Genomic DNA, 21687 nt, shown 5'->3' on the forward strand with positions numbered 1-21687 from the left:
TTTACTGGAACGCGTTTCACGGTCTATAATGAAATTAGTCTTGGATAGAGTGAGGTTAAGCAGATGGCAACTATTCGCGATGTGGCTCGTTTAAGCGGCTACTCCATAACAACAGTTTCTCGAGTTCTAAATCACAGTGGCTATGTTTCCCAAAAGGCCATCCGTAAAATTAAACAAGTAATGGAACAATTAGACTATGTGCCTAATGCCATTGCTCGAGACTTGAGCAATGGCCGCACCCATAAGATTGGAGTCATTCTACCCCAAATCCGTGCTCCTTATTTTGGTCAAATTTTAAACGGCATTGCTGAAGCAGCTTTTTCAACAGACTATTCTATTACTTTGCTGCCTTCGGAATATGATGAAGCTGCTGAAATTTATTATTTAGAGCAATTACGTCGTAAAGAATATGACGGTTTAATTATTACTTCTCATGGTCTGCCTTTAGAAAAGCTAGCAGCCTATAATAAATACGGCCCGCTTGTTTGTTGTGAAGATCCGGGAACCTTGCCTTTAGCAGCTGTTTTTACCGATCGTTATAGTGCCTTTGTTCAGTTATTCCAATGGCTGCAAGATCAACAAATTAATCGAGTGGCTTGCATGTTTTATCGTGGAGCTCAATTAAGTGCTACGACACGCTTAACATTGGCAGCGTACCAAAAAGTTTATGGACAGAAATTGCCGGATGATTTATTGATGCCTAAAATCACATCCACTAAGGCTGCCTATTTGGGGGTTCAAAAGACTGCTCAAACTGTTCAAAATTTACAGGGTATCTTTGCTAATAGTGATGGAAATGCTATTGTAGCGCGTCATTATTTTCTTAATCACCATTTAAAATTACCCCTTATTATTGGACAAGGTTACGAAATATCTAGTTTAGCTGTGAAAATGCCTACCATTGATTATCATCTCTATGAATTAGGCCGTAAGGCATTTAAAATGGTCCTCTCAGTTCCTCAAACTCCTAGCAAAGTTAAGTTGCCCGCAGATTTTATTATTCAAAATAATCAATTGGCAATTTAACTTTTAAAAAATTAATCCAATTGCAAAGCTAATTACTTGAGTGGCTGTAATAATAAAAAGATTTTTGACTGCTAGAGGGAAAGTTTGTTTTTTGATATGGACGGCAAAAAACTTAGTAGTATTGCGATAAACTATAGGAATAACTAAAAGGGTTAATAACATTGTCCAAGGCAAGATATTCTTAACAATGGCAACTATTAATAAAAGGTAACCTAAGACTAATAAAAGGGCGTAAAAACCAAGACTATTTTTAACTCCCAAAAAACGGACAATAGTATGCCGCCCTAGGTCAATATCTTCTTGATAATCACAAATATTATTAGCTAGAAGTAAAGATGCAATCGCGCATTGTGAAAGGCCTGACGCCAGCAAAATAGGCGCAATAAACTGCCAATTAAAGGTGACAGTTTGGGCAACGTTGATATAAACTGCAATGAGAAAAATAATAAAGCCCATTGTAAATCCAGAAAAGAATTCGCCTAAAGGCAATGAATTAATGGGGCAGGGTCCGCCAGCATAAAAAAAGCCTACGGCAAAGCAAAATAATCCCAAGGCCAATAAAATCCAACCCACACGGGCAACCAAAAAAAGTCCAATTAAGGCGGCAACAGCTGCCATAATAAAATCTAACCACCCAATTTTTTTAATATTAAGGTGATGTACGCCGATTACATTAGTTTGTTTTTTAAATTCCTCTTGGCCAGTGGCATTTTGGTAATCCCAGTAGTTATCATTAACATCTACTGACATATTAAAGAGCAGCATGGCAATAAAAAATAGAATTAGATTTAACCAATTCAAATGTTGAAAATGATAGGCAGCATAAAAAGTGCCCAGTAAAAATGGGAAAATACTGGCAGTTTTGGCTTTAATTTCGACTAATTCTAAAAATACAGATAGTTTCAAAGTTTTTCTAAACCTCGTTTCCGTTTTTGATATACTATAATAGATTATAATACAGAAAAAGGTGTAACCAATGATTAACTCCTTGTGGGCTAAAATTCCTGAATTGAATGAGCAATTAGAACAGGTACAAGAAACTATTTTAGAGCAAATTAAACCACTTAATGAACCCATTGCTGGCCTAATTAAGCAGCAAATAACGAGCGGCGGAAAGATGATTCGTCCGGCTTGTCTATTATTGTTTAGTGAATTTGGACCATATCAAAATACTAAACAAAAACTGCAAGCTGCTGCAGCCATGGAAGTTTTACATTTGGCAACTTTAATTCATGATGATGTGATTGATGATTCTAACCTACGGCGAAATGTACCCACCATTCAGGTACAATTAGGCGATCGCAATGCGGTATATGCGGGTGATTATTTATTGACGGTTTACTTTGAATTAATTAGTCAGGTAGCTAATCAACAACAAGAAGTTGTTTATAATGCCCGAAGTATTAAAAAGATTTTGCGGGGAGAATTAGACCAATTACAAATTAATCGTAACATTGACGCAACCGTCAAGATGTATCTTCGAGAAATTTCCGGCAAGACAGCACAATTAATTGAATTAAGTGCTCAGTTTGGGGCAATGTTGGCGCAATCTAATCAGCATATTATTCATAAAGCGCGTTTTATTGGTCATAATTTAGGGATGGCTTTTCAAATTCAAGACGATATTTTGGATTATTCTGGTTCGGCTCATTTGGGTAAGCCCCGCTTGGAAGATTTAAAAAATGGCGTTTATACACTGCCTTTAATTTATACTTTGCGGCAAAAAAATAGTCAGTTACCTCAATTCTTAAAACAACACCCACAACTGACGGATACTCAAATACAGCAAATTGCCCAAATTGTGGTTGAACAAGGAGGAATGCAGGCTGCTCAAGCTTTGGCACGTAAATATACCAATAAAGCCATTGCCTTAATTGCGGAATTACCGAATAATAAATATCGTTATTATTTAAAGCAAATTACTAAAGAACTACTCCAGCGACAGCAATAGCGTTATTTTGTGTTCGGACATACAGTGGTTTTAAATTAGCGTGTTAAATAGTCATTAAGAAGCATTGTTGGGTTTACTTTCAGTTGGTTTTGAACAGCTGATTGTAGCAAAAACAGTGCTTCTTTTAATTTATCTGAATAGCTGCTGCAAATAAAAAAGCGTTGATATGAACAATATCAACACTTATACATTAATTTAATACATTTGCTAGATAGTTAGCGTTTAATTAAAATACCCTGATCCATTTTGTACAATTCTTGAAAATGACGATTATTTTGATATAAATCTTGCGGATGTCCTTGCATTTCAATATGACCTTGATTTAAGAAAATCACTTGGTCAACATTTTTGACGCCCTGCAAATGATGAGTTACCCAAATAATTGTTTTATCAGCTAATACTTGAAAGATAGTCTGCAACAAATCATTTTCTGTTATTGGATCTAAGCCTACTGTTGGCTCATCTAAGAGCACAATAGGAGCATCCTGGAGCAATATCCGGGCGAGAGCTAAACGCTGCTGTTCACCACCAGAAAAGCGGGATCCAGCCTCTTGTACGGGGGTATTATAGCCTTGAGGCAATGAATCAATTAAATCTTGGAGCTTAACTGCAGCAAGAGCTTTTTGAACTTCCGTATCGGTTTTTTGTTCGTTACCCAGACGGACGTTATTAATAATTGAAGTATTGAATAAAAATGGTTGCTGGTTTAAAAAGGCGAATAGCTTTTGACGTTCTTTCTGCAAAGCCAAAACATTAATATCATTAACTAAAACTTGGCCTTTTTGAGGAGCTAAATCACCATTAATTAATTGTAATAAGGTAGTTTTGCCAGTACCGCTAGGACCAATTAAAGCTAATTTTTCACCCCGATTAATGGTTTGATGAAAATCCTTAATTAAAACTGGAGAATCTGCATCGTATTCAAATTGGAGATGATCTAATACTAACTTTTGAAAATTTTCTGGTTGTAGGTGCTGTTGCTGTGGTAGTTTTTGAGGAGTTGGGTGCAGATTATTTAATCTAATGATGGAATCCTTATAAGTGGGATACTCTTCAAACCCTTGACTAATAGGAATAATAGTTTCACCAACCGGGGCGATCGCCAAGACAAAAGCAGCCACATAGTTAGCTCGTTCCGCATTATTTGTGAAACATAAGTTAGTAAATATTAATAAAACAATAAAAATTATTCCCAAAACCGCCTGCAAATAGAAATCTCGCCGCCAGCGAAAATGTTTGCTGTGATTGGTAGATTTGTTGAGTTCAGCTACAGTTTTTTGGGTAGTTTGCTTAAAATCTTGTTGACGTCCTGATAAAACCCAATCGTTAGCACCAAGGATATTATCAGTTAGATTAGTATATAAGTGGTCTTTGAGCTCCTTTTGCTGCTGGCGCCTTCCTGCTTCAACAGCGACAGAAATCAAGGGTGCTATTAACACTTCAATAGCTAATAACAATAAAATCAGCAATCCAAACCAAAGGTCAAAATAACCAATACCAATGACAATGATGAGGCATAATAAAATACCAACAACTGTCGGGAAAACAGTCCGTAAATAAAGATTTTGTAGATGAGCAATATCTTCAGAAAGCAGTCCTAAGATATTACCTGTTTGATATTTTTCATCGAAAAAAGCAGCATCTTGCTCAACTGTTTTATAAAGGCGCGTCCGTAGTTTGGAGGTAACTCTTAGTACCCAATTATGGCTTTTTAACCGTTCCACATACTTAAAAGTAGGTCGGCCGATTCCAAAAGCTCGCGTCATTAAAATTGCCGGATAAATCAATAAAATGTTATAAGGATGTGTAGCAGATTTATCAATAGTATAACCGGAAGTAAACATTAAAGCGCCGCCGCAAAAAGTTGTCAGTACACCTAAAATTAAAACTAAAGCTAGTAAAAATTTATATTGCTTAAGATAGGGCTTAACCCACGTATCATGATGCCACATTATTGATCACCTCGCATGTGAGCACTTAATTCAAAGAATGGACCCGAAGTTTCTGTCAGCAATTGTTGAGCTGGACCTTGTTCAACAATCCGGCCGTGATCCATGACAATAACATAATCCATCTGTGCCAACCAGTGTAATCGATGAGTGGCAAAAATTACTAAATGGTTATCAAATAAGGGCAGCATGGTCTGTTTTAAAGAGTATTCCGTTTCAATATCTAAGTGAGCAGTGGGTTCATCAAAAATTAAAATATGACGTTCACTCGCTAAAAATGCTCGTGCTAACATAATTCGTTGGGCCTGTCCACCGGAAATACCGCGTCCTCCTTGGCCAACTTTAGTAGCTAAACCTGCTGGCAAAGACTGGATAAATTTACTTAAACCCGCCTGAGTAATCGCCGCCTTGACAGCTGCATCAGAAGCCTCTGGTGAATAAAAGCGAATATTATTAGCAATTGTATCACTAAATAAATAAGGCTTTTGGGGTAAATAGGTAAATTGCTGCTGCCAGTTATCTTGGGCTAAATGCGGTAAATCTTGACCGTTAACTTTGATTTTTCCACCCTGGGGAATTAAAAAACCACTGAGAATATCTAATAAAGTAGATTTTCCAGCTCCTGATTGACCCACAATAGCAATACGTTGGTAGCCCTGTACTTGCAAATTAATATCCTGAAGATTATTTAAACTTTGATTGTGTTCATACTGGAAATTAATTTTTTGCAATTCAAGGGTACTGTCCTGATTCCAAGTCAATGAGGGCAATAATTGGCGCTGTTTAGTAGATGGTAAAGTTAGAATTTTCATTGTTGCAGTAAAAGCATTTTTACCATTTAAAGTAGCATGATAATCATTGGCAAAATTACGCAAGGGCAAAAAATACTCTGGTGCCAATATTAAAGTTACCATTGCTGGATAAAGCGGAAGAGTGCCCTTAATCAAAGCCAGGCCTAAAAATACTGCCAAAATTGCGATAGATAAGGTGGTAAACCAATCCAAAGCAAAAGTTGATAAAATCGCGATGCGTAAGGTACTCAAGGTTTTTTTGCGGTATTGCTCACTAACAGTATAAATATTATGGGCATACTCTTTGCTGAGTCCTAACATTTTTAAGGTGGTTAAACCCCGCAAAGCATCGACAAAGTGGTTGGATAAGACAATGTATTCAGCATATTGTGAATCCGCCTTATCTTGGGCAGCATACCCTAGAATAATCATAAATAGAATAATAATAGGAAATACTAAAATTAAAACAATTCCAGAAGTAATATTTTGAAAGAAAACAAAAATCAAAATAATCCAAGGAATAATCATCATATTCATAAACTTAGATAAAATTAAATTTAAGTAGTTATTAATTTCATCCATGCCATCGAGCGCATTAGTGACAATGTTACCCGAGCCCGCTTGGGAAATCATTTGTGGACCAGTGGTATAGACTTTATCTAGTAATTTACCACGAATATCCTCTGTTGTTTTAGTAGCATATTTATCTAAAATCGCATCCTTAACCCAGGTTAAAAAATGTCGACATAAAAAGGCAATAATGAAATAGATCGTCGGGTGAACAATATTATTTAAACTTTGTCGTTGCCAAGAAATTACTAACGCTTCGGCTAAGAATTTAGCTTGCAGTAATATCATAAATGCTTGCAAGATAGTTAATCCTGCAAGCATTCTAAAGAGCGGTTTAATTCCAGGCAATTGAAATAAACGCTTATCTATCATTTTTATTCCATAGCTTTCTTGTGTGAAGGTGTTCTTTTAGTAAAAATCCAATATGACCAAATAAAGTAAATTAAGACAATTGGCAATAAGATGCAGACTACGACTGTCATTACCTTTAAAGCTGTCGGTGAAGAAGATGCATCCTTAATTAAAATATCATGCACCGGATTAGTAGCAATCATTACTCTAGGGAATAAGCCATTAAAGATTAAAATTACTACAAATGCTAAAGATAAACCACTGCCAATTAAACTCCAACCCTCACGCTGCTTGTAAACTCCCCAAGCACCAAGTAAGGACATCACAACTATTAAAAGTGTAATTATTAAACTAGAAGTAAATTTTTCTTTGAAGAAATCGGTTTGGAAAAATACCAGCAGGGCAAAGACTACTTCACCAACAAAAAGAACGGGATACAAGATGCGATTTAAGTTTTCTGCACGTTCACGCAAGATTCCTGTGGTGGATAAGCGCACGTAGTTTAAACCGTGAATCAAAGACATTAAAACACCAGCAATACCGCCAACTAATGACAGCCAGTTGATAACATCAAAGAAGCCCAAACTTAAATCACCATTACCGTTGATCGGAACACCTTGAATCATACTAAAGAAAATAATACATAACATTAATGGCGCTAATAAACTGCCGATCACAAAAGTGTTATACCAAAAGTGGCGTCCCCGTGAAGTTTCCGCATGGTTAGCAAACTCAAATGAAACTCCGCGAATAATCAATCCCACTAAGACTAGAAGGAACATGATGTAATATCCAGAAAATAAACTAGCATACCACATTGGAAAAGAAGCAAACATCGCACCACCAGCAGTCACTAGCCATGTTTCATTAACAACCCAATGAGGGCCAATAATACCCAGCATAACTGACTTTTCTTCATCAGTCTGGGCAATAATTCCGGAGGCCATACCTACACCAAAGTCAAATCCTTCCAAAAAGAAGAAACCAACAAAGAGGACACAGATTAAGATAAACCAAATAAATTGTAAGACACTCATTAGTTAAAAGCCTCCTTTGAAAATGGATCGGAGTTAATGGCGGCGCTATCGGTTGCACTAGGCCCTGAAATCGCATCTAATCCCTTGTGTAAAGTACGACGAGAATAATAAATCATTACACCGCCAAGAATGGAGAAGAGTGCGAAATAGACAATATTACTAAAGATTAGTTGTCCCGCTGTTGTAGAAGGTGAAACTGCATCAGCAATAGTGTAAAGACCATAAACAATCCACGGATAACGTCCTAATTCAGTAACTAACCAGCCACAAGTATTAGCGAGAAATGGTACCCAGATCATTAGTCCTAAAACATACAAGAACCAACGTTTATCACTAATAGTATTCTTGCTTGGACGTGTCCAAATTAAACCTAAGATAGCAGCTAAAATCATTAAAAAGCCAAACCCAGCCATAAATCTAAAACTCCAAAAGAGAGTATTGACTGGAACATAATAATTTTTGATATCACGGATACTCTTACTTTTATTGTTATCAAATTTTTGTTTTAACTCTTTGTTGAGAGTATTCATACCCTTAACTGAACCAGTAGTTTTATGATAAGTTAGTAAACTTAACATGTATGGTACAGAAATATCATGAGTCGTTTTATGATTTTTAGTATCAAAAGTAGCGACAATCTTCCAAGAAGCTGGTGAACCAGTGTCTTTATACTCACCTTCAGTAGCTGCAAACTTCATTGGCTGATCTTGAACAATCTCTTGAGTCTGTAAATCACCAGCAGCAACTACGCCAATAGCAGCAATTAGGCCTACCCATAGGCCAAAGCGCATTGACTTTTTGAAAAAAGCACCATCTTTTTGTTTGCGCCATAAAGCCCAAGCGCTCATTCCGACAACAACAAAAGCGGCTGAACAGAAGGCTCCCAAAATTAAATGTGGAAAGACCTTCCAAAGCTGCGGGTTACTAATTAACTCTGAGAAACTACTCATTTGTGCTCGATGAGTTTGAGAATTAATAATAAAACCAGTTGGATGCTGCATAAAGCTATTAGCAGCCAAAATCCAGATAGCGGATAGCATTGTTCCAATTGAAGTCAACCAAATAAATAAAGCATGAATCCCCGGTTTGAACCGATCCCAAGTAAACATCCAAACTCCAATAAAGGTGGATTCGAGGAAGAAAGCCAATAAGGCTTCAATTGCTAAAGGCGCTCCAAAAATATCACCCATAAAACGGGAGTAATTAGACCAATTCATACCAAATTGGAATTCTTGAATAATACCAGTAACAATCCCAACGGCGAATCCCAAAAGAAAAATCTTTCCCCAGAATTGAGCCATTTTTTTATAAACTTCATCTTTTTTAACCGCATAAATAGTTTCCATGATTGCGACCAAAAAGCCTAGGCCAATGGATAACGGTACAAAAAAGAAGTGGAAGACAGTTGTCATCGCAAACTGAAAGCGGGCTAATGACAAAAGTGAAACTCCCATACTTAACATAACGCTCACACTCCTTAATGTATGTACTCTACTTAATTTATAATACTTTTAAATTACTATAATTACAAATAAAAAGTGGCAAAAATTCCCTAGAGTACGCATAAGTTGGGAATTTTGCCAGCAAATGCACTGAGTTTTTTTAGTTCGTAATCGAATCATTGAAAATGCTAATATTTTTTTAAGTTAGGCTAAAAAAAGCAGCAGCAATGTACATTGCTGCTGCTTTCGGAGGAGTAAGGATGTGAATACAATTTATATGTTCTAGTCAATCTTTCAACTGACTATACATTTAGTATAAAGGCCAATTATGACAAAACTGTGAAGAAAAGATGTTTTAAGTTAGCCTTTAGAATTATACCGATAGTTATTAGTTACCCGACCTTGTTCCCCAGCTTTAAATTGACGTTTACGCGGCTGAGGTCGAGAAGCAGGATTAGGAGAATAATTTTGTGGATTTTGATAATTGTTCGAAGGGTAACTATTATTGTTGGGTGTAGGTACCGATGGTTGAGCTCCAGAGTTAATGGGCGGTTGGGGATTGGGATAAGCCGGAGGTACTGGCTGATTGTTTGCTTGCTGTGGCGAATAATAAGTTTGGTTATTAGGAGCAGAATAGTTAGGATTAGGACTAACATTATTATTAGGATAGTTATGATTGTTATTGGGAACATTTGGATAATTGTTATTAGGAATATTTGGCGTTGAGGCATTTGGTTGGGGAGTTTGTGGATTAGCAGCAGGATAATTATTATAGTTGCTAGGAGCAGCAGGGGGTGTAGTTGAATTGGGATTAGTTACTGGTTGTTGACCAGGATAAGGAGGTTGCGAGCCATAACTAGAATTAGGAGGCATATTACTATTGTAAGCATAATTATTAGTGGGTTGACCTGTTGGTGTTGGTGGATTAGGAGTGGAATTGTAAGGGGCATTATAGTTATTAGGTTGGGGATTAGGATACTGGTTAGAATTATTGTCGTAATAACTATTACTTTGGGCATTGCCATACTGGTCCACAGCAGGTTCAAAGAAATAATCTAAGACAATTGTCACAATAGCCATAATTAAACCAATAACAATACCTGCCCAAGACCAAAGCATTAATCCAGGAAATCGAGTAGCATTAAAAATACCCATAATGCCTCCTAAGGTTACAATAATAAAGCTAATAATCGGCGGCAAAATACTGGTGCTCGAATGGCAAATAATATAAATGGCACCGGCAATTAAGAGGGCAATTGCTAATAAAATACTAGCGGTAGCACCAAGATCTGCATACCCTAGTAAGGCTTGGATAAAACTGTCAAATTTAAATTGGAACATTACAACAACAGCCATCACCACCAAGACAGCACCCGTTATTAATTTAGTTATTTTCATAATTGGGAAAAGCCTCCTTAAAACTTGTAGTAAATTCAATTTTGTAAAAAAGAAGTATAGGAATTAATTAGTTGTTAATAAAGAATTTTAAATAAATATTCTATAATAAGCTTACATCACTACTAGCATTTTAACGCATTAGTTAGCATGAAACCAATAATTAAGCAAATCTTAAAAAAAAGGGCATTAATTATTCGCATTTCCGCATTAAAAAAGAAAAAAGTGGTAAATTGAAGAGAATAATAAATTAATAATTGAGGTGTAAAATAATGAAAATAGGTTTTGTAGGGGCTGGCAAAATTGGGCAAGCGCTCATTAAGGGCTTTTTAGCAGCAGGAATTAATAATCAAGACATAATGGTTTTAAAAAGCCATCATCAAACGGCTCAAACCATTGCAGCTCAATATCAACTCCAATTAGCTGATGATTATGCTGATTTGAATTTTAGTGACTTAGTAATTGTGGCTGTTCCAGCAAGGGCGTTCGCTGATGTGATCGACAATTTGAAGACTAACTATCACGGTATGATTGTTTCTGTTTCTGGTGGTAATTTAGCAGCTATTAAGGCACAATTACCTGTTGATACTAGTTTTGTTAAAGCGGTTCCTAACACTCCAGTCCAGCTGCAGCAAGGAATTACAGCAATTAGTTTTGCAGAGACGGAAACTGCTGCTAATCGTTCCTTAGTGGTCGAACTATTTAAAAAAGTTGGACAAGTTTATGTTGTAGAAGAAAGTTTATTAGGAATTTATGGTACAGTTGCCGGTTGTACACCAGCTTTTGTTAATCTAATGATGGAGGCCTTAAGTGATGCTGCGGTTATGAACGGAATGACACGGGAACAATCATACCAAATTATTACTCAAATGCTTTTAGGAACTGCACAATTAGCACAAGCAAGCAATCAGCATCCTGGAGAATTAAAAGACGAAGTAACTACTCCAGGTGGATCTACGATTCGGGGGGTGGCTAAGCTGGAAGAAACAGGTTTTCGCAACGCTTTAATTCAAGCCGTCAATGCCGCTAATGAATAATTAGATTTTATTCGGAACGTAAAGCTTCGGCGGCATTTTTACGGGCGGCCATGCGTGCTGGTATATGGCCACCGAGTACAGTTAAAATTGTACTTATAATGACTAATAAGACTGCATGTATGGGATTTAACTGCGCAACATTTATTAAATTGGTCATTTTATATAAAATAATATTCGCAGGAAATGTTAATAGCCAGGCAATAAAAATTCCTAAAATTCCTGATCCTAAGCCTAAAAGGGTAGTCTCAGCATCAAAGACACGTGTGATATCTTTTTTTCTGGCGCCGAGAGCTTTGAGAACACCAATTTCTTTGGTGCGTTCAATGACGGAAGTGTAGGTAATAATAGCAATCATAATCATGGATGTTACTAATGAGATCCCAGCAAAACCTACTAGTACATAGGTAATGGCCTTCATTAATCCGCCAGTAATGCTAGTAATGTTGCCTGCTAAATCTAAATAAAGAATTTTCTGCGCTTGTGGTTTAGTGCGGTTGTAGTGGTCGAGGTAGTTGGTAATATGATCTTTTTGCTGAAAACTATTGGGATAAATCTGAATGGAACTGGGATTTTTATCTGCCCCCAAAGAGCTTAAAAGTATTAATTTTTGTGTTGCAGTTAATTTAGCGCCGCTAATAACATTGCTGGCGCTCTTTTTTTGGGCTAAAGCAATTTTTGAATTGCGATTTTGCTGGGAAATTTTTTGTGTGAGTTGATCGCTATAAGCAACGCCATTTGAAAGTAAACCATCTGAATTCTTAGATTTTGTTCTGAGAATACCAACAACATGTAAGGTTTGACTATTTGCAGTTGCGGCCATGTGGTCGTAATTTTGATTAGGAATAAAATTACCTAAAGGCTCATTTTGATAAAAATCATCGTTAGAAATAACTTTGATGCGTGTTTGTAAAAGGCTTTTTGGTGATAACTTTTCTTTATTATGAACATCAATTCCTAAATTGTGAAGGGCATTTAAGTTGATATGATTGCGCTTATTAGCAATTAATACGACTTCGTTAGCATTTTGTGGATAGCGGCCATGTAAGACACGATAATTTTTTTGTAAAAAGTTCCTGTGACCTCGCTTATTAGCTGGATAAATACTCCCACCAACACCTAAGTTACTACTTAATACATTATCGCTGTTCAGGCTATTATTAGTGGCAGTGGAAAAGCTGACTGGTTGATAATGGCCATTAATTTGGCGCAATAGATTTAAATTCACATTATAGCTAAAGGAGATATTTTGAGCGTCGCTGGTCTTGATTTTTTGGAGATAGTGCACATATTGAGGAGTAATGAGATTGATATGCTGGGCAGAATTAAGCGGATTATCCTGGGCCCAAAGGGTTTTGCTATGGGTGAGTTTTTGTTTACTGTTGGTAGTATTATCACTTTTTTGCAATTGCTTTTGATCAGCAGTAATTTGGGAAATGGTAATTGGAAATTGGGATAAAGCCTCCGATTGTGTGGCATCAATTTGTTTTTGAAAACCATTGGATAAGGCTAAAACTACGCCAATACTAATAATTCCAATACTTGATGCTAGCATTGTTAAAAAAGTACGGCCTTTTTTAGTAGCAATATTAGTAAAAGAAAGTTTTAACGCGGTCCAAAAATTCATCTTAGTTTGACGCGGATGAAAATTTTCCCGAGACGAACTGGCGGTGAGAGGATGTGAATCGGCAATGATTTTGCCATCCGAAAATTGAATAATTCGATCTGCATATTGCTGCGCCAATTGCGGATTATGGGTGACCATAATAACAAGGCGTTCTTGGGCCAATTCTTTAATGAGATCCATAATTTCTTGGCTAGTAGTAGTATCCAGTGCTCCCGTGGGTTCATCGGCTAATAAAATTTCGGGATTGTTGGCTAAGGCACGGGCAATGGCTACCCGTTGTAGTTGGCCGCCGGAAAGTTGCCCTGGTTTTTTATACATATGGTTCTTTAGGCCCACGCGTTGCAGAGATTGCTGGGCGCGTTTTTGCCGCAGTTTACTGTCGACTCCACTTAAAGTCATGCCTAAAGTCACATTATCAATAATATTTAAATGATTAATAATATTATAATCTTGAAAAATAAAACCCACAGTGTTGTTACGATAAGCATCCCAATCTTTTTCTTGAAAATGCTGTGTGGACTTACCATTAATAATTAAATTTCCTGAGTCATAACGATCTAAACCGCCGATAACATTTAATAAGGTTGTTTTACCTGAGCCAGAAGTTCCTAAAATTGCCACGAATTCTTGATCACGAAAATTGACACTAACATCATCTAAAGCCTTAGTAGTAGTTGGTCCAACGTGATAATATTTTTTAAGATGTTGTAAATTCAGCATAGCCTTACTCCTAGTCTCTTTATTGAGGTTATCATAACAGACTCTACCCTAAAATACTGTATAAAAAGCTATGAATCGAAATTAAAGATTTAATAGCCTTTAAAAATTATAGCCGCCTTCAAAAGAGCCTTTTAATTAAGGTAAAATCTTATTTGTGTGTTAGATGGTTTGTCTGAGTTTATATAATTAAAAAAGAGTGAGACCCAATTTTGTCTCACCCCATGTTTAAATATTTATAATAAATTATTTCCACCACAATTTAACTAAAGCTTGAGTACCTAAATTGCCTAATTTTTGTTCATCGACTAATTTTTCATAGAGCTGTTTAGCTTGTTTAGTCGCTGGCAAGTCTAGTCCCATAGCTTGAGCTGTATCTAAAGCAATACGTAAATCTTTTAAGAAATGTTTACTGAAAAATCCCGGTGTATAATCCTCTTTAAGAATACGTGGCCCATAATTAGATAAGCTCCAATTAGCTGCGCTGCCAGCACCTACAGTATCTAAAACTTTTTGAAGATCTAGCCCTGCTCCTTGGGCGTAAACTAACATTTCGCTCATGCCAGTCATTGTGCCAGCAATCATGATTTGGTTAGCCATTTTAGTGTTTTGACCTGCGCCGGACGGGCCAAAGAGTTGGGCCTTAGAACCAACAGCGTCAAAGAGGGGCTTGCATTCATCAAATACGGTTTGTAAACCACCTACCATGATAGTTAAAGTAGCATTTTTAGCGCCTACGTCACCACCAGAGACAGGTGCATCTAAAACTTTTGCTCCTAGTTCTTGACCAGTTTGTGCAATTTTCTGAGCTAATTGTGGCTGCGAAGTAGTCATATCTATCAAAGTTTTACCGGCAACATCTGCTGCAAAAATACCCTTTTCACCGTAGTACACCTGCTCGACATCTTGAGGAAAGCCCAACATCGTAAAAATAATTTCAGCAGCATTGACCACAGCTTGAGGACTGTCACACCAAGTAGCACCAGCTGCTACTAGGTTGTCGGTTTTAGATTTAGTGCGATTATAAACCCATAAATTATGACCAGCCTTTATTAAATTGCTGGCAATAGCATTACCCATTACACCAGTACCAATAAAACCAATTTTCATCAAATTACCTCCCTTTAAACTAAATGATTAATCGGGCCATATTTATGGCCAACAGCAATTTCTTGTGCAATAGCTTGATGTGTATAATTTTCAGCTATTTGAATGCTTGCATCCAAAGTTTTGCCTAAGGCTAACTGGGCGGCAATAGCTGCCGATAAGGTATCACCCGTACCATTAACATGAGTGGTATGAATTAAATCCGCTTCTAGCCACTTTTCTGTACCATCTTCAAAAAGCACATAATCACGCACTTTTTGCTGTTGGGGATCATCATGCGTCCCTTTAATCAAAACATTTTTAGCACCAAGTTCTTGAAGCCGCTGGGCGGCTTGCTGAATTTGGAGAGAAGTTGCTAGTTTTAATCCCGACAATTTTTGAGCTTCAAAAAAATTTGGCGTTACTAATAAGGCCAACGGCCACAATTCTTTAATTAAGGTTTGATAAGCCTTAGTCTCCAAAAGCAATGCTTGATGTTTGGTAATAATTACAGGATCTAACACCAAGTTAGGCCACTGATAGTGCTGTAAGTTTTTGACAACACATTCAATGGTGGCTTGATCAGTCAACATTCCAGTTTTGACAGCTCGGATTTTAAAATCTGTTGCTAAAGCCTTAAATTGAGCATCAATAAAGTCTGTGGTTAAAGCCACTGAATCAAAAATCCCATATGAATTACCTGCTACAGCAGCAGTGACAATAGACATCCCATACACTTTTTGTGCTTGAAAAGTATTTAAATCAGCTTGCAGCCCAGCACTACCGTCACAATCTGAACCGGCAATGGTGACCGCTTGTGGAAACGAATTCAGCAAGACTATTCCCCCTTAATTACTGGCGCGTTTTTGAATTTTAGTAGCAACTAATACTACTATAATGATAGCACTTAAAACTATCATTGCGCGAAAAGTTCCGATCAAGTTATTGCTACTAAAAATTGGCGCTGCGTATTTAAAGAACCAAGCGGAAAAGGCAAAACCTAAACTTGTTAAAGCAGAAAAAGTTCCCATAACAATCGGATAAACTTTAGCAGAAGCTAAGTTAGATAGTAAAAAAGGAATTGTAATTAAGGCAATTGAGCCGCCTGTACCAATTAAAAAGGCTGCTAAAGCACTAGTCCAAAAAGTATGAACATAAATTAAAATCAGAGCACCGAGAATAATTGAACCAAAGCCAGCGGCTAATAAGTAATTGCGAAAAGCCTTGCGATAAAAACTGATAAAAACTCCGGCCACAATCGAAGCTGCACGGACGAATAAGAGGGCTTGTCCAGCAGTACTAGGGCCACCAATATGATAATAATTTAAATAAAGCGCCATTTTATTAGTCATTACAGCCACTAGAATTTCCACTAACATGGAAATAAGAACCAATGCAATAATAAAGCCCCATTGATCCCTTTTGGACTGTTGATAATCTTCTTTGACAGTGGAATTATCAGTAGGATGAATATTAGGAACAAAGAAAATAGCTAAAATTAAGGCTACTAGAGTAATTAAGTAAACATAGTAATTATGAACCCAGCTAATAGTTGCTAAATAACCGCCAATGACAATCCAAACCATAGCAAAGCCATCTTCTAAAGCAACATTAAAACCAAATTGACTAGAACGCCTTTCACCATGGTAAGCTGACGCTGATAGGCTAGGCAAAATAGTTGTAATGGCACCACTACCTAAGCCCACTACTAAAGCAAAAAAGATAAGCTGCGCAACATTTTGATGAATAAAAATTGGCAATAAGCCCCCAGCAGCTAAAAGTGACAGGCCTAAAATAGCTGCGTGTTTATAAGTGATTTTAGTTAAAATAAAACCAAAAATAAAAGAAGCTAGCATTGATGCAACATCGCCGATGGAGGCAATGGATTCTATTTGGGTCGGATCTGCTTGCGGGAAGGTTTGCTGAATCTTAACTAACGACGGGGCCATAACTGAGTCTAAGCGAGTTACTGTTGTTAAAGCAATAATACCAACCAAGGTAGTCCAATGCTGAAATTTATGCGTCACAAAAATTCCTCCTCAAAATAAAAAAGCCGCTCCGCTAAAAAGAGCAGCAATAAAAAACTTAATTAGTTATTATTACCAAAAATTGACAAAACACTGAGTAGTAAATTAATAAAATCAAGTACTAAACTAATAGAAGCCACCAATGCAATAGCCCCTAAATTAGTTCCTTGATATTGATGATAAATTCGTTTCAAATTTTGGGAATCAAAAGCAATAAAGCCCAGAAATAAAATCATGATAACAGCGTTAATAATTAACATGGCTATTGAACTCTTGAACAGTACCAAGTTTAAAATTGATACAATAATTACAGCAATTAAACCAGTCATTAACACCTTGTTCCAGCTCATTAAATCGGTGCGGGTAACATAGCCATATCCTGCCATCACCACAAAAGCCACGGCAGTCATGCTAATAGCCTGCAAAATGCTCTTAGCAGAATAAGCATAGAAAATTGGGACGCCCATCAAGGCAAAAGAGGCTAAAAAGGCTAAATAACAGATGAATGTGAGGAAATATGAACGTTGAGCTAATGACTGACACAAACTGATTAAACCGATGGGAATAGCAATTTCTAAAACTGTAAAAATGATTCGATGTTGCATTCCCCAGGTTAAAATTGGCATGGTGAATGCTTGATTTTTGGCTAGTGCAAACGCCGACAATAACCAAAAAGCAACTCCTAAACCGGTATATAAATAAACTAAGGATGTAAATTTCGTCAGGGCAGTTTCTTTGGCCCGTTCCATAACTGGCATAAAATGACCTCCATCTAATATCTAATACTTTTAAATCAAAAATAAGACATCTGCTTTCATTAAATCATATTCTTATTAAATTACAAAGAAAAAGCCTTATCATCTTGGATAAGGCTGATAATTAATTCTTCATTTGCGCCAGATTTTTCTTTTCTGGAGCTTTTTTAGGGTTATGGGCATCCCTAAATGTTTAAACAAAATATATCAAAAAGTTAGTTATTATTGCTACTGGAAAGATCAATTTCATCTAATGGAATAATTTTAGTATGATGCTTCCATTTATAACCAAAGTATAAAATTAAAACTAGGGGCACACTGATATAAGTTACACCAATTTGTTGCCAGTCCCAATGGATGAAGGCATCAATATTTTGGCCACCAATTACTACGATACATAAAATTAAAGCAATGATTGGCCCTAAAGGAAACAGTTTAGCATGATATTTTAATTCACTAAGTTGGTGGCCTTGCTTAATAAAAGCCCTCCGGAAGCGATAATGACTCAGCGCAATTCCAACCCAAGCAATAAAGCCAGTTAAACCAGAAGCTGCCACTAGCCACATGTAAATTTTTTGACCAAAAATACTTGTTGTAAAAGTTAAGAGGGAGACAATAATTGTGGCCAATAAAGCATAGAAAGGAATACCACTTTTAGAGGTCTTGGCAAAAATCTTAGGAGCATAATTATCTTTAGCTAATGCAAACAGCATTCGTGTAGAAGCGTAGGCTCCAGAGTTGGCTGAAGAAAGGACTGAAGTTAAAACTACTGTGTTCATCAGACTAGCTGCAAAAGCTAATCCAGCACGTTTAAAGACCAATGTAAATGGTGAAACTGCAATATTACCATCAGCAGCACTTAATAAGTTAGGACTAGTATAAGGAATTAAGGCAGCAATCACAAAAATTGATAAAATATAGAACAATAAAATTCTCCAGAAAACGTCATTAATGGCCTTCGGTACAGCTTCTTCAGGATTTTGGGATTCTCCCGCCGTAACGCCAATTAATTCCGTACCTTGGAAAGAGAATCCGGCAATTAAGAAGACATTGATAATCGCTGGTAATCCTCCCACAAAAGGTGCTTTTTTATAAGTGAAATTTTTCAAGCCCACAGCGGGGCCATTCATAATGCCAAAAATCATGGCAAAACCAATAATTAAGAAGACAATAACTGTGACAACTTTAATTATGGACAGCCAGTATTCTGTCTCGCCAAAAGTAGAAACTGTTGAGGCATTAATTAAGAAAATAATTATTAAAACTAGTAAGCTCCAAATCCAGCCGGGGGTTTGGGGCAGCCAGTATTGGATTAATAAGGCTGCAGTTGAAATATCAACAGCCACCGTAATCGTCCAATTAAACCAGTAATTCCAGCCCATCGCAAAACCTAGAGCTGGATCGACATATTTAGCGCTATATGTGGCAAAAGATCCAGAAACTGGTAAATTCGTTGCTAATTCACCCAAGCTAGTCATTAAAAAATAGACCATTAAACCCATCGCAATATAAGCGACTAAGCCACCCCCAGGGCCCGCCTTAGAAATAGTGGAGCCCGAGGTCATAAATAAACCAGTTCCGATACAGCCGCCTAGCGCAATCATAGTGACATGGCGGGTTTTTAAGTTACGTTGGACAGTATTTTTTTCTGCCATACTTATTCTCCTTTTTTATAAGAAGAAACCTAAAAACGATTAAAGCCTCTTAACGCTGGACGCTAAGAGGCCTACTGATAATAATCGTAGATAGCACTCCGCAGCCTTGAAGCTGCGACAGTCCTAGACTTGTTCAATCTAGTCCCAACCATTTATCAAAATAGTAATAAATGATTTCGGCCAAAATTCCTTTTGCCTGACTTCAACGATGCTATCTCATCTCCACCAGCTGACTAATAATTTTGGCAACCTCTTCTTTGATTGATGTACTTTAAATAATTTTAATGTAAATTAAGAGAAAGTCAAGTGTAAAAGATTGGTGTTATATCCCTGGGCAACTCAAAAGAAGAGTAAACTTATAAACTAAGAAGTGAGGTGGGTAGAATGTCTGAAAATTTAGTTAAAATTCATGAAAAGCTCCAGGATAATGTGGCCCGCAGTGTTAACTCTTATGGCTGTCAGCAAGAAGTTATTAACCAAATTAATTATGTGAAAAATAAAGGAGAGTATAAGGGCGCTAAAAAAGTGCTTGTTATTGGTGCCTCCTCTAGTTATGGACTTGCTAGCCGTATAACGCAGGCTTTTGGTGCGGGCGCCGATACGATAGGTGTTTCTTTCGAACGTCCTGTTAAAGATAAAACCATGTTAGGAACGCCAGGTTGGTGGAATAATATTTATTTTAAACAAGAGGCGCAAAAAGAGGGCCTTATTGCCAAAAACTTTCTGGGAGATGCTTTTACTCACCAAATGAAGCAACAGGTAATTAAGTATATTCAAACAGAGTTTGGCGGCCAAATTGACTTATTAATCTATTCCGTCGCTGCTCCGAAACGTACCAATCCCGATAATCCAGACGAAGTATGGCGTTCACAAATTAAACCCATCGGACAAAATGTTAGTGGCTATAACATTAATTTAGAAAAAAATGCATTGTTTTATCAAACAATTGCCGCTGCTAGTCAGCAGGAAATTGCAGCCACCATTAAAGTGATGGGTGGTGAAGATTGGGAAATTTGGGTTAAGGAACTTAAGGCAGCGGGTGTTTTAGCTAGTGGCTTTAAGACAATTCTTTACTCTTATATTGGATCGCCGGCAACTTATGCTTTTTATCATGAGGGTACTTTAGGTAGGGCAAAAGCAGACGCCGAAAAATCCGCCCATAAAATTCAAAAACACATTAATGATATCAAGGGACAAGCACTAATTAGTGTTTCTACAGCAGTTACTACAAAAGCTTCCGTAGTGATTCCAATTTTTCCTTTGTATTGTATTGCCTTATATAAAGTTATGTTAAAAAAAGGAACTCATGAAACGCCGATTATGCAAAAAGATCGGTTATTTAGAGATATGGTGTATGGCAAGAAAGCGCAAATAGATAGTCACGGACGCTTACGGCCTGATGCCTGGGAGTTAGATAGCGATACGCAAAAGCAAACTGTAGATTTAATGAATAAAATTACGCCGGCTAATTTTAATACTGATTTGACGGCCTATGATACATTTAGAAAAGAATTTTTACAGATTAATGGATTTGAAGTTGCTGGTATTGATAATACAACTGTTAATTATGATGAAATCACTAAATTGAAGCCCTAAATAACTTATATTCAAATTGAACTTGATTAGTAATAAATGTAATATAATGACAAAGAATATATGATTAGGTGAAAATGATGAAAAAAAACAGAGCATACAAGTTAGCAATTAGAGCAGTTTTAATTGCCATTATTTTAGTCCAATCGATGACACCCTTTTTAGGTTTTATACCTTTGGGTTTGGTTAATGTGACAATCATTCACTTGACAGTTATTGTTGCAGCTATTGTTTTAGGCCCGGGTGATGGGGCTTTGGTGGGCTTGATTTGGGGAATTGGAACTATGATCCGTGCTTATACAGCTCCTACTAGCCCTTTAGACACAATGGTATTCACTAATCCCATTATTGCGGTATTGCCGCGCATTCTAGTCGGATATTTGGCAGGAGTAGTTTATCGGCAAACTAAAAATAAGCTTCAAGCAAAAACATTGCGCATGGCCTTGGCCGCAGGAATTGGCTCTTTAACCAATACCTTAGTAGTTTTAGGGTTAATGCGCTTATTGTTTGCTTCCGCCATGGCTAGTGCTTATAAGGTTACTTCTGGAGCTTTAAATGCAGTTATCATGACAATAGTGGCAACTAATGGAATTCCCGAACTAATTGCCGCTGTGATTATTGTACCGATGATTTGTTTAGCTATATTTCGGGCTAATAAATTTTTGGATAATTAAAATCCCT

The 21687-nt window shown here is 37.0% G+C and carries 17 protein-coding genes and 1 riboswitch; of the genes, 5 read left to right on the top strand and 12 right to left on the bottom strand.

Annotated elements, in window-relative coordinates; all coding sequences use genetic code 11:
• Positions 1-63: 63 nt before the first annotated feature.
• Complete coding sequence (locus EQ827_RS00685; RefSeq protein WP_181189065.1) at positions 64-1026, top strand: LacI family DNA-binding transcriptional regulator; 963 nt, start codon at positions 64-66, stop codon at positions 1024-1026.
• 3 nt (positions 1027-1029) lie between these two features.
• On the opposite strand, the gene EQ827_RS00690 is transcribed toward EQ827_RS00685, so the two are convergent.
• Entirely contained in the window at positions 1030-1932 is a 903-nt protein-coding gene (locus EQ827_RS00690; RefSeq protein WP_181189066.1) for a 1,4-dihydroxy-2-naphthoate polyprenyltransferase, read from the bottom strand.
• Between the two features lie 70 nt (positions 1933-2002).
• Here EQ827_RS00690 and EQ827_RS00695 point away from each other — a divergent pair, with 70 nt between their 5' ends.
• A complete protein-coding gene (locus EQ827_RS00695) occupies positions 2003-2977 on the top strand; it encodes a polyprenyl synthetase family protein (protein ID WP_181189067.1) in 975 nt (324 codons plus the stop codon).
• A 215-nt stretch (positions 2978-3192) separates the two neighbouring features.
• On the opposite strand, the gene cydC is transcribed toward EQ827_RS00695, so the two are convergent.
• The 5 genes from cydC to EQ827_RS00720 form a co-directional block, all read right to left on the bottom strand.
• Positions 3193-4929, bottom strand: a complete 1737-nt coding sequence (gene cydC, locus EQ827_RS00700) for a thiol reductant ABC exporter subunit CydC (protein WP_181189068.1) — start codon at positions 4927-4929, stop codon at positions 3193-3195.
• Positions 4929-6659: a thiol reductant ABC exporter subunit CydD gene (gene cydD / locus EQ827_RS00705; RefSeq protein WP_181189069.1), complete on the bottom strand. Its 1731-nt coding sequence runs from the start codon at positions 6657-6659 to the stop codon at positions 4929-4931. Before cydD ends, cydC begins: the two co-directional genes overlap by 1 nt.
• A gap of 2 nt (positions 6660-6661) precedes the next feature.
• On the bottom strand, positions 6662-7675 hold the full coding sequence (gene cydB, locus EQ827_RS00710) for a cytochrome d ubiquinol oxidase subunit II (protein WP_181189070.1): 1014 nt from the start codon (positions 7673-7675) through the stop codon (positions 6662-6664).
• Complete coding sequence (locus EQ827_RS00715) at positions 7675-9138, bottom strand: cytochrome ubiquinol oxidase subunit I (protein WP_181189071.1); 1464 nt, start codon at positions 9136-9138, stop codon at positions 7675-7677. The genes cydB and EQ827_RS00715 overlap by 1 nt, the downstream gene beginning before the upstream one ends.
• A gap of 339 nt (positions 9139-9477) precedes the next feature.
• Positions 9478-10515 carry a hypothetical protein gene (locus EQ827_RS00720; RefSeq protein WP_181189072.1) on the bottom strand — a complete coding sequence of 346 codons (1038 nt, stop codon included), beginning with the start codon at positions 10513-10515 and terminating at the stop codon, positions 9478-9480.
• Between the two features lie 269 nt (positions 10516-10784).
• Here EQ827_RS00720 and proC point away from each other — a divergent pair, with 269 nt between their 5' ends.
• Complete coding sequence (proC, locus tag EQ827_RS00725; RefSeq protein WP_181189073.1) at positions 10785-11549, top strand: pyrroline-5-carboxylate reductase; 765 nt, start codon at positions 10785-10787, stop codon at positions 11547-11549.
• A 7-nt stretch (positions 11550-11556) separates the two neighbouring features.
• Here proC and EQ827_RS00730 read toward each other — a convergent pair whose 3' ends face one another.
• From EQ827_RS00730 to EQ827_RS00755, 6 genes are all read right to left on the bottom strand, one after another.
• Entirely contained in the window at positions 11557-13893 is a 2337-nt protein-coding gene (locus tag EQ827_RS00730) for an ABC transporter ATP-binding protein/permease (protein WP_181189074.1), read from the bottom strand.
• Positions 13894-14136: 243 nt separating this feature from the next.
• Positions 14137-15000 carry an NAD(P)-dependent oxidoreductase gene (locus EQ827_RS00735; RefSeq protein WP_181189075.1) on the bottom strand — a complete coding sequence of 288 codons (864 nt, stop codon included), beginning with the start codon at positions 14998-15000 and terminating at the stop codon, positions 14137-14139.
• 14 nt (positions 15001-15014) lie between these two features.
• Positions 15015-15812 carry a bifunctional hydroxymethylpyrimidine kinase/phosphomethylpyrimidine kinase gene (gene thiD / locus EQ827_RS00740; RefSeq protein WP_181189076.1) on the bottom strand — a complete coding sequence of 266 codons (798 nt, stop codon included), beginning with the start codon at positions 15810-15812 and terminating at the stop codon, positions 15015-15017.
• A gap of 12 nt (positions 15813-15824) precedes the next feature.
• The gene (locus EQ827_RS00745; protein ID WP_181189077.1) at positions 15825-17003 is read right to left on the bottom strand and encodes an MFS transporter; all 1179 of its coding nucleotides are present in this window, start codon (positions 17001-17003) and stop codon (positions 15825-15827) included.
• 62 nt (positions 17004-17065) lie between these two features.
• Positions 17066-17761 carry a Bax inhibitor-1/YccA family protein gene (locus EQ827_RS00750; protein ID WP_181189078.1) on the bottom strand — a complete coding sequence of 232 codons (696 nt, stop codon included), beginning with the start codon at positions 17759-17761 and terminating at the stop codon, positions 17066-17068.
• A gap of 212 nt (positions 17762-17973) precedes the next feature.
• Positions 17974-19413: an amino acid permease gene (locus tag EQ827_RS00755; protein WP_181189079.1), complete on the bottom strand. Its 1440-nt coding sequence runs from the start codon at positions 19411-19413 to the stop codon at positions 17974-17976.
• A gap of 83 nt (positions 19414-19496) precedes the next feature.
• Positions 19497-19676, bottom strand: a riboswitch (Lysine riboswitch).
• 121 nt (positions 19677-19797) lie between these two features.
• Here EQ827_RS00755 and fabV point away from each other — a divergent pair.
• A complete protein-coding gene (fabV, locus tag EQ827_RS00760; RefSeq protein WP_181189080.1) occupies positions 19798-21009 on the top strand; it encodes an enoyl-ACP reductase FabV in 1212 nt (403 codons plus the stop codon).
• A gap of 74 nt (positions 21010-21083) precedes the next feature.
• Positions 21084-21680: an ECF transporter S component gene (locus tag EQ827_RS00765; RefSeq protein WP_181189081.1), complete on the top strand. Its 597-nt coding sequence runs from the start codon at positions 21084-21086 to the stop codon at positions 21678-21680.
• The last annotated feature ends 7 nt before the right edge of the window (positions 21681-21687 follow it).

The organism is Bombilactobacillus bombi, assembly GCF_013607485.1.
GTDB classification, from domain to species: domain Bacteria; phylum Bacillota; class Bacilli; order Lactobacillales; family Lactobacillaceae; genus Bombilactobacillus; species Bombilactobacillus bombi_A.